Origin of the sequence: Streptomyces sp. NPDC005566 (assembly GCF_040605575.1) — a bacterium.
Taxonomy (GTDB): domain Bacteria; phylum Actinomycetota; class Actinomycetes; order Streptomycetales; family Streptomycetaceae; genus Streptomyces.
Genome location: NZ_JBEXDB010000010.1, coordinates 263,822 through 273,639 on the forward strand (window position 1 = coordinate 263,822; position 9,818 = coordinate 273,639).

The 9,818-nt window shown below is 69.3% G+C and carries 7 protein-coding genes; 2 read left to right on the top strand and 5 right to left on the bottom strand.

Annotated features, from left to right (window positions below):
• Positions 1-103: 103 nt before the first annotated feature.
• The 5 genes from ABZS61_RS18615 to ABZS61_RS18635 all read right to left on the bottom strand — a co-directional run bounded on the left by ABZS61_RS18615 (position 104) and on the right by ABZS61_RS18635 (position 6,545).
• Entirely contained in the window at positions 104-1,681 is a 1,578-nt protein-coding gene (locus ABZS61_RS18615) for a long-chain fatty acid--CoA ligase (protein WP_356421777.1), read from the bottom strand.
• A gap of 61 nt (positions 1,682-1,742) precedes the next feature.
• Positions 1,743-3,449: an aldehyde dehydrogenase family protein gene (locus tag ABZS61_RS18620; RefSeq protein ID WP_356421780.1), complete on the bottom strand. Its 1,707-nt coding sequence runs from the start codon at positions 3,447-3,449 to the stop codon at positions 1,743-1,745.
• A gap of 74 nt (positions 3,450-3,523) precedes the next feature.
• Positions 3,524-4,852, bottom strand: a complete 1,329-nt coding sequence (locus tag ABZS61_RS18625) for an MFS transporter (protein ID WP_356421783.1) — start codon at positions 4,850-4,852, stop codon at positions 3,524-3,526.
• Positions 4,853-4,900: 48 nt separating this feature from the next.
• Positions 4,901-5,824, bottom strand: a complete 924-nt coding sequence (locus tag ABZS61_RS18630; protein ID WP_356421786.1) for a TauD/TfdA family dioxygenase — start codon at positions 5,822-5,824, stop codon at positions 4,901-4,903.
• Between the two features lie 118 nt (positions 5,825-5,942).
• Positions 5,943-6,545, bottom strand: coding sequence for a TetR/AcrR family transcriptional regulator (locus tag ABZS61_RS18635; RefSeq protein WP_356421789.1), 603 nt, complete (start codon positions 6,543-6,545; stop codon positions 5,943-5,945).
• 105 nt (positions 6,546-6,650) lie between these two features.
• Here ABZS61_RS18635 and ABZS61_RS18640 point away from each other — a divergent pair, with 105 nt between their 5' ends.
• On the top strand, positions 6,651-8,501 hold the full coding sequence (locus ABZS61_RS18640; RefSeq protein WP_356421792.1) for a glycoside hydrolase family 15 protein: 1,851 nt from the start codon (positions 6,651-6,653) through the stop codon (positions 8,499-8,501).
• A gap of 67 nt (positions 8,502-8,568) precedes the next feature.
• On the top strand, positions 8,569-9,678 hold the full coding sequence (locus tag ABZS61_RS18645) for an AI-2E family transporter (protein WP_356421795.1): 1,110 nt from the start codon (positions 8,569-8,571) through the stop codon (positions 9,676-9,678).
• The last annotated feature ends 140 nt before the right edge of the window (positions 9,679-9,818 follow it).

The following is a 9,818-nucleotide window of genomic DNA, read 5'->3' on the forward strand; positions in this document are numbered from 1 at the left end:
GCGAGCCGCCCGGCGGGGGAGAAGGACATGGGCCGGACCGGTTCCGGGGCTGCGCCACCCCGGAACGGTCCCGGCCCACGCCTCTCCGTCAGATGGTGGGGCCTCAGCGAACCGCCTCGGTCACGTGGCCGTCCGCGTCCCTGAGTTCGCGCTTGAGGATCTTGCCTGTGGCATTGGTGGGCAGGGCCGCACGGAACTCCACGAGGCGGGGGTACTTGTAGCCGGCCATCTCCTCCCTGCACCAGGCGATGAGCTCCTCCTCGGTGAGCGTCGCCCCTGGGGCGCGTACCACGCAGGCCTTGACCTCCTCGCCGTGGCGGTCGTGCGGCACGCCGATGACGGCCGCCATGCTCACGGACGGGTGGGTGAGCAGAACTTCCTCGATCTCCCGCGGGTACACGTTGAAGCCACCGCGGAGGATCATGTCTTTGGCCCGGTCCACGATGTAGAACCATCCGTCGGAGTCGCGGCGGGCCAGGTCACCGGTACGGAACCAGCCGTTGCGCATCACCTCGGCGGTCGCCTCGGGCCGGTTGTGGTAGCCCTTCATCACATTGTGGCCGCGGATGACGATCTCGCCGATCGCGTCAGCCCCCTGCACCGGTGCCCAGTGCTTGTCGACCAGGTCCACCTCCACGCCCCAGACCGGGCGTCCGATGGAGCCCGGGCGCACCTTCTCGCCGCGCGGGGCGAAGGTGGCCACCGGGCTGGTCTCCGAGAGGCCGTACCCCTCCATGATGGTCACCCCGAAGCGCTCGCTGAACCGGCGGTGGATCTCGACCGGCAGTGCGGAGCCCCCCGACCCGGCCATCCGCAGGTTCGCGGCGATCCGCGACGGGTCCACGTCGGGCGCCTCGGCTTCGAGGAGGGCCCAGTACATCGTGGGAACACCCGCGAAGAAGGTGACCGCGTGACGCTGCATCAGGGCCAGAGCGGACGAGGCGTCGAAGCGTGGCAGCAGTACCAGCGTCGCCCCCGAGGCGAGGCCGGCGTTCATCTGCACGACCTGGCCGAAGGAGTGGAAGAGCGGCAGGGTGACCAGGTGCACGTCGTGTTCCACCTCGCCGAACAGCTTGTGGCAGGTCAGCACATTGAGCATCACGTTGGAGTGGCTGAGCTCAGCACCCTTGGGCGTGCCCGTGGTGCCGGAGGTGTACAGGATGACCGCCGTGTCACCGGACTCCGTGGCGGCCGTCTCGAAGTCCGCGCTCCGGCCGGCCAGCGCCGCCGTCAGGGTCTCGGCGCCTGCGACCGGGGAGCCGTCGGTGGGGGCGGCGGTCATCAGGAAGAAGTTCTTGCAGCCGGGAGACCCGCCGAAGGCGGACCAGCCCTCCTGGCCCATCGGAAGATCCGCGCTGCCCTCGAAGCAGAAGTAGGCCTTGGCCTCGGAGTCGGCCAGATGGTAGGCGATCTCACGGCCCTTGAGCAGCACGTTGAGCGGGACGACCACCGCACCGGCCTTGAGGATGCCGAAGTAGACGATCGGGAACCACGGGAGGTTGGGGCAGGACAGGGCGACCTTGTCGCCCTGTCCGATACCGCGCGAGTGCAGCAGGTCGGCCACGCGGCAGGCGGCCGCGTCCAGCTCCGCGTAGGTCAGTCGCTGCCCTCCCAGTACGACCGCCGCACGGTCTGGCACGGTACGGGCGCTGTTCTCCAGCAGGGTGGCGATGTTGAGCATGAGGTCTCCGTAAAGGATGGCACTGCGGGCGGGACGGATGTGGGTCGCCGAGGGCCGGGCGTCAGCCCCGCAACGCGGCAGCGAAGAGTGCGGGCAGTTTTGTCAGGCTCGGCGCCGCCGTGAAGCGGGTGAGGCGCTCCACCGTGGTCAGCGCCGTGCGGTGGGTGACGAAGTACGGGGGGCGCGGTGACAGTGACGGGTCGCCCGTGAGCAGCCCGCGCGGGGCGGGTGTGAACGGGGCGCGCAGCACGGTCTTTTCGACGTCTTCGAGCATGAACGCGTTGTGCACGAAGCCGATGCCGCTGCCGATGTTCTGGCGGGTGTGGCCGGGGAAGGCCCCCCACGGAGTGAAGCCGAGCAGGAAGCCGACGCCCGACCAGCAGTTGATGCCCAGTGTGCCGTAGCGCAGTTCGGCGACGGCGGTGGCCATGGCCTCCCGGTTCGCCTTCTCGGTCCTCGGGTGGACGATCAGGGTCGCGCCGAGAGTGCCGGGCAGGGTGGCGTTCGCGAAGTCGACGGCATGGCGGAGGAACTCGGCCGGAGCCGCGCCGGGCAGGCGCACGACCCCCAGGGCGCTGCCGAAGACCTCGTCGATGACGAGGGGGTCGTCGTGGTCGGTGATGTCGGATACGAGCAGCCGGCAGCCGTCGCCGTGTGCCTCCGCCGTCGGATGCGCCGCTCGTACGGAGGCGAGGCGGTCGGCGGCGCCGGGGTAGTAGTCGGTGCGCGGCGGCAGTTCGCGCAGCACTCGCCGGACCTCGTCGAGCAGTCGCTCGGTGCCGTCCCAGTCGCGCGGCAGGACCAGGATCTGGCTGGCGATGCAGTTGTGGCCGGAGTTGTTCATCTTGCTGGTGACGATGTGTTCGGCCTGGAAGCGGAAGTCGGCGTCGCTCCACGGCCCAGGTACCACGATGCAGGGACTCACGCCGCCCAGTTCACTGCTGAAGGGCTTGGTGATCAACGGGAGGTCGTCACGGCGGCGTTGTCCGGCATCCTCGTCGGTGCCCCAGATGATGGCGTCGTGGGTGCGATCGCTGCCGGTGACGTGAATGGCGTCGACGCTTTCGTGGCGCGACAGGTAACCACCCTCGGCAGCGCCGCCGTCGACGAAGGCCAGCCAGCCCCGTTCGACGAACTCGGCGAACACGTACTCGAAGTGGGGGCGTAGATAGGCGTTGACCGGGTTCATCTTGGCGATGACGACCTGGCCCTCGGCGTAGAGCTTGTGCAGGATGTCCAGCGCGGTGATCGCGGCGACGTTGCCGGCGCCGAGCACCAGGGCCAGGGCCGGGTCCCCCTGCCTGCCCCGGTACTCGCCGGCGGCGCAGGCACGCGTCTGCTCCGCGGTGACGCCGGGGCGCATCCACACCTCGGCCTTGAACCCGTTGAGCAGCAACGAGTCCCAGCCCGTGGCGGGGAAAACGTTCACGCGGGTGTGACCGTTCTCCTCGTGAACCGTCCTGTCGGCCAGGGGGTCCTTGCCCGCGACGATCCGCCGAAGGACGTGGAGATACGCCGCGGTGTTCTGGGCAAGTGCCCAGGGGCCGCCGATCCAGTCCTCGGCCGCCCAGGGGGAGTCCGGCCCGTACCCCTTCGCCCGGGCGCCCGCGCCGGCCATGTCGGCCGCACGCGCGACGATGCGGGGCCGCAGCCTCTCCAGGAGGGCGATGCGTTCGGTGAGCGGGGTGGAGGACCAGGACTCGGCGCTGCCGCGTACGTGGGCCACCGTGCGGTCGAGGAAGGAGGTGTCGAGGGCTCTTGTGTTCAACGTCGTTCCTTGCGGAAGGTGGGGGAGTGGGAGACGCGGGTCCGCCCTCGTGCGAGGAGCAGGCCCGCGTGTGGTCACACGGACAGCCGGCGGGCGTCGCGGTCCGGGTCGATCAGTGTGAGGGCGGCGGCTCCGCTCAGCAGGAGCACGGCGCCGGTGATCAGGACCGCGTACTGGTAGCCCTGCGCACCGTGGGTGTCCACGAGGCGCCCGATCAGCGTCGGGGCTATCAGGCCGGCGGTGGTCACCACGGCGTTCATGATGCCCAGGGCGCCGCCGCGACGGTTGGCCGGAGCCAGTTCCGTGACGGTGGTGACGGCGACGCTGCTCATCGCTCCGGCCAGCCCGAATCCCGCGACCAGGAGTACGGCGGTCACGACACCGGCCGGGGCCACCGGCAGGGTGAGGCATGCCGCTGCGCCGATGAGCAGCAGAACGCCGCCGACTCCGCCACGCGCCCACCGGCTCGCGGTGCCGCGGCGCAGCAGCCATCCGGTGAGGCCTGCCTGGCCGAGCACCACGACGCCGCCCAGCCCCCAGACCAGCATCACCACCTGGGTGGACCCGGCCGAGGTGTAGCCCAGTGCGTCCTGGAGGTAGGAGGGGAGCCAGACCAGGGCGAACGCGATGACCCAGTAGGTTCCGAAGTACGCTGCCGTGGCACCGATCCAGGTGCGGGTCGCGAGGATCCGCCGGTACGGCATCTTGTACCGGGCCGAACCCGGCTCGGTCTCCGCCGCCTCCTCCTCGTCCCTCACGAGTCCGTTGCCGGGCGCGGCCGCGTACGGCCCCTCCCCGCCGAAGGGGACCCACAGCAGCGCCCATACGACACCGGTGAGGGCCACCGCGGCGACGGCCGAACGCCAGCCGTGGTTCTGGATCACCCACGTCAGTACGGGAGCGGCGACCAGGACCCCCAGGGTGATCCCGAGGACGATCAACGCCCCGGGCAGGTTGCGCCGGTGGTTGGGGAACCAGGACAGGGTGGCCTGCTGGGCGACGGGGAAGGCGGGCCCCTCGGCAGCACCGAGCAGCACACGTGAGGTGATGAGGACCGCGAGCCCGCCGCCCACCGCCATCGGTGCCTGGGAGACGGACCAGAGCACGGCCATCGCGAGGATCAGCCACTTGGGCCGTATGCGGTCCGCGAGCAGCCCCACCGCGGCCCCGGAGATCGAGAACAACAGGAAGAAGGCGCTGCTGGCGAGTCCGAATGCCGATGCGGACAGGCCGAGGTCCTGTCGGATCTCCTCCGCGGCAAGACCGAGCACCGACTTGTCGGCGAAGTTGACCATCATGAAGACGACGAGCAGCACGGTGACGATCCACGCTCGGCGTCTCGTTCCGTGCGGCGCCTGCGGGGGGCCGACGGGAACAGCGGGTGCGACATCGGTGTCGGTCACAAGGGCTCCGCGGAGACTGGTTGGGAGGGGGAAGGGCCGGGAGGTCGTTCAGGCGAGGGGGACGCCGGCGATGGCGATGCGCTCCATGACACGGCGCTGCGGGTAGTAGTCGCTGATCGCGTAGTGCTGGGTGGCGATGTTGTCCCAGATCGCGACGGAGCCCGGCTGCCAGCGGAAGCGCACCTGGTACTCGGGGATACGGGCCTGGAGGACGAGCTCGTCGAGCAGGTCCCGGCTCTCCACGTCCGACAGGCCGACGATCCTGGTGGTGAAGGGCTCGTTGACGTAGAGCAGCCTGCGGCCCGTGCGCGGGTGGCGGACGACCACCGGGTGCTCGACGGCCGGCAGGTTCTCCCGGTGCGCCGCGACCTGGCTCTCCGTCATCAGGGCGCCCCAGCTCGGCACCCAGTCGTGCACGGCGGTGAGGCCCTCGATCCGGGCCTTCATGGCCTCGGTGAGGTTGTCGTAGGCGGCCGCCATGTCCGCCCACATGGTGTCGCCGCCGGCGGCGGGGACCTCGACGGCGCGCAGGACGGAGCCGAGTGCCGGCGCGGCCATGAACGAGTGGTCGCTGTGCCAGATGTTCTCGGTGCCGACGGCCATGGCGTCCTTGGCCAGGCGGGAGACGCCGACGGTGTCGCCCTTGGGGAAGAAGGGGTTGGCTTCGGGCCGGCCCCACAGTGCGGAGAAGGCGAGCTGGGACTGCGGGTCGAAGGCGTGCTGATCGCGGAAGAAGAGCACCTTCCACTCCAGCAGGGCCTGCCGGATCTCCTCCGCGAGGTCCTCGCCGATGGGGCGCGAGAGATCGACGCCCTCGACCTCGGCGCCGATGTGCGGGGTGAGCGGGAAGACGTCCAGAAGCCCGTAGGCGGGCTGCTCCGCGCCCGGTGCGATGCGGTCGAGCGTGCGCTTGCCGTAGTGCATCAACGGCTTGTCGAGCGCGGGAGAGGGGGTGGTGACGACGCTGTCCATGAGTCCTCCACGGTGGCGGCCTGAATATCGTTACGGGGAGTATCGTTATTGAGGCATGCGGAAGCAAGGGTCCTTGCGGTAGGAAAATGCAAAGCCGGAAAGTCGAGACGGGGATTGGTCAGCCGCCCGTGCCGACCGCCCGGGCGACGAGATCGACCAGCGCGTCCACGAAGCGGGCGTCGGGCGGCTCCAGCTCGCCGACCAGCCGGAAGACCAGTGGTGCGGCCACCAAGGTGGTCGCCGCCCGGACATCGGTGTCCGGGGCCACGTCACCCCGGGCGATCCCGCGTTCGAGGATGCGCCTCGTCTCGCTCGTGATCCGCTCGGTGTACTCCGCGTACTGACCCCGTACCGCGCCCGCGTCCGCCGACGCCCCGATGAGCCCCGCGAGCAGCCGGCCCGACCCCGGCAGCCGGTAGGCCTCCAGGCGAGCCGTGAGTACGAAGCGGAGCTCGGCGCGGAAGTCGCCCAGGTCGGGCACCGACAGGACGCCGATGCGGGTCTCCGCGGCGGCGATGATCAGATCCTGCTTCGTGGGCCAGCGCCGGTAGATGGCGGGCTTGCTCACCCCGGCCCGCGCCGCGACGGCGTCCATCGTGACCGCCCCGATCCCCTGCTCGGTGACCAGGCCGACGACCGCGTCGAGAACGGCTCCGGCGACCCGCTCCTCGCGCGGTCTGCCCGGTCCTCGTACGGTCCCGTCCCGCTGTGTGCCCACCATGCGCAGAGACTACGGTCTCCGCCGCCGTCCCCACCTCACGCCCTCCCCAGGACGGGGCGCCCCCGTTGGCCTAGGGTTGCCAACCGGGGACGAAAGGTGCGCAAAGTGGATGAATACCCCCTGATCGAGAACCACGGTCTGATCGGTGACCTGCAGACCGCGGCTCTCGTCACGACCGACGCGACGATCGACTGGTTCTGCTGCCCGCGCTTCGACTCGCCCAGCATCTTCGGTGCCCTGCTCGACCGGCGGAAGGGCGGGCACTTCACCGTCGGGCCGGCCGCGGACACGTACACCACCAAGCAGCTCTACCACCCGGACACCGCCGTGCTGGTCACGCGCTTCATGACCGAAGCCGGAGCCGGCGAGGTCGTCGACTTCATGCCGATCACCGGCACGACCGCGACCGACCGGCACCGCCTCGTCCGCATGCTGCGCTGTGTCCGGGGCAGCATGACCTTCGAAGGGGAGATCGCTCCGCGCTTCGACTACGGCCGCAAGCCGCACGAGTTGCACATCACGGAGCACGGGGCCGTGTTCACCTCACAGGACATGGACCTCGCCATCCACGCTGTCCGTGAGCCGCAGGACGAACGGCTGCTGACCATTCTTCCGAGCGACAACGACCTGCGGTTCACCCTGACTCTGCAAGCGGGACAGCAGCGCGGGCTGGTCATGGAATCGTCTCCTGGCGGACCGCCGCACGAAGTCCGGGTGGCGGAGTTCACGCAGCTCTTCGACGAGACGGTCCAGTTCTGGCGCTCGTGGCTGGGCCAGTCCACCTACACGGGCCGTTGGCGGGAAGCGGTGGAGCGATCGGCCGTGGCACTGAAGCTCATGACCTACGCACCGACCGGCGCCCTGGTCGCCGCCCCCACAGCGGCGCTGCCCGAGCAACTGGGCGGGGAGCGCAACTGGGACTACCGGTTCACCTGGATCCGTGACGCCTCGTTCTCCGTGTACGCCCTGCTGGGCATGGGGTTCAAGGAAGAGGCGGCGGCGTTCATCGGCTGGCTGCACGAGCGCGTGAAGGAAAAGGCCGGTGAAGGCGAGGGCAGCACCGGGCCACTGAACATCATGTACCGCGTCGACGGTTCCTCGGACATGGTCGAGGAGACCCTGGACCACTGGGAGGGGTACCGCGGCTCCGCCCCGGTCCGCATCGGGAACGGAGCAGCGACCCAGCGGCAACTGGACATCTACGGTGAGGCACTCGACAGCATCTACTTCGCGCACCGGCACGGCATGCACCTCGACCACGGGGGCTGGACCGCGCTGCACACCCTTCTCGACTGGCTGGTCGACCACTGGGATCAGCCCGGCGAAGGGCTGTGGGAGACCCGTGGCGGCCAAAAGGACTTCACCTACGGGCGCGTGATGTCCTGGGTGGCCTTCGACCGGGCCGTCCGGATCGCCACCGACGACGGCCGCCCAGCGGCACGCGGACGCTGGGTGGACGCGCGGGACGAGATCTACGCGCAGGTGATCAGCCGGGGATGGGACCCGAAGAAGCGGGCCTTCGTACAGCATTACGGCGACGACGTGCTCGACTCGTCGCTGCTGCGCATGCCGACGGTCGGCTTCATCACGCCGGACGATCCGATGTGGAAGTCCACGCTCGACGCGATGGAGAGTGAACTGGTCAGCGACAGCCTGGTCTACCGCTACAACCCCGAGGCGTCACCCGACGGGTTGCGCGGCTCCGAGGGAACCTTCTCCCTGTGCACGTTCATGTACGTCGACGCCCTGGCGCGGGCCGGACGCACCGACCAGGCCAGGCTGGTGCTCGAGAAGATGCTCACCTACGCCAACCACCTGGGCCTGTACTCGGAGGAGATCGGCCTGACAGGACGGCAGTTGGGAAACTTTCCGCAGGCCTTCACGCACTTGGCCCTGATCGACGCGGCGATCACCCTGGACGCGAGGCTCAATGAGGAGCGCGGGGTCGGGGCGTAGCTTCACGTCACCTCCCGGGGGAGGGGTTCGATCCGGGCAGGGACCGGTGGCCCATAGGGTGGCTCGCATGTCTGCCACGTTGAGCTCCACCAAATCCCGCGCCGCGCTCCGCGTATCGGCGCGTGTCTCAGGCGAGTTGCTGCTCGTCCTCGTCATGACCGCAGTGGCGGTATGGATGCTGGGCCGCATGTGGTCGGTCATCTGGCCGCTCATAGTCGGCTTGTTGCTCACCACCCTGACCTGGCCCACGGCGCATTACCTGCGCCGACGCGGGTGGCCACCGGCCCTCGCCGCTTCCGTGGTCACCGTGCTGTTCCTCCTGGTAGCCGCAGGGGTCGCAGCGCTGATCGCGGTGCCGGTGGCCTCCCAGTCCGGCGAGCTGGCAGACGGCGTGGTCGAAGGAATCCAGAAACTGCGCGAGTGGGCCTCCGGGCCCCCGCTGAACATCGGTGACGATCAGATAGCCGGTGCCTTCGACACAGCGGCTGCCCGCATCCAGGACAGCATCGGCAGTATGGTCACCACCGTCGTCACCGGCGTGAGCACTGTGGTCAACGGCGTGGTCACTGCCGTCCTGGCGGTCTTCCTGATGTTCTTCATGCTCAAGGACGGCCCCCGGTTCCTGCCGTGGCTCGCCCGTCAGCTGCCCGGCCGGCTCGCCACCGATGTTCCGACCGTGGCGGCACGTGGTTGGCGGACACTGGGTGAGTTCGTGCGCTCCCAGGCGTACGTCGGCCTGCTCGACGCAGTCCTCATCGGCATCGGCCTGTGGATCGTGGGAGTGCCGCTGGTGCTCCCCCTCGCGGTGCTGACCTTCGTCTCCGCGTTCGTGCCCATCGTGGGTGCCCTGTTCGCCGGCTTCGTCGCCGTACTCATCGCCCTGGTGTCGAACGGGTTGACCGACGCACTGATCGTGCTGGCGATCATCATCGTGGTGCAGCAGCTCGAGGGCAATGTGTTCCAGCCCATGATCCAGAGCCGCGGACTCGGCCTGCACGCTGCGGTGATCCTGCTGGCGGTGACACTGGGAGGCAGTCTCGCCGGCATCGTGGGCAGCCTGCTCGCCGTACCCGTCGCCGCACTGATCGCGGTGGTCTGGAACTATCTGCGCGAGCAGCTCAGTGTTCCGGAGGAAGAGCCGGAAACCCTTGCGTCACCGAGTGGCGTCCCCTCCTAGTACTCCAGCCGTAGATCGTGATCAGGAGTTAGGTCGTCGTGGTAGTGAGCCTTTTCCATCTTGATCAAGTGGTGAGTTCGAGGGCGACGACGGCCCGGACGACGGCGGTGATCCGGGTGGTGCTGCAACGGAGCTTCCGC

Bases quoted from the DNA above. Each gene is read 5' to 3' on its own strand.
- ABZS61_RS18615 (WP_356421777.1), bottom strand. From the start codon at position 1,681: ATGCTCAACATCGCCACCCTGCTGGAGAACAGCGCCCGTACCGTGCCA.
- ABZS61_RS18630 (WP_356421786.1), bottom strand. From the start codon at position 5,824: ATGGACAGCGTCGTCACCACCCCCTCTCCCGCGCTCGACAAGCCGTTG.
- ABZS61_RS18635 (WP_356421789.1), bottom strand. From the start codon at position 6,545: ATGGTGGGCACACAGCGGGACGGGACCGTACGAGGACCGGGCAGACCG.
- ABZS61_RS18645 (WP_356421795.1), top strand. From the start codon at position 8,569: ATGTCTGCCACGTTGAGCTCCACCAAATCCCGCGCCGCGCTCCGCGTA.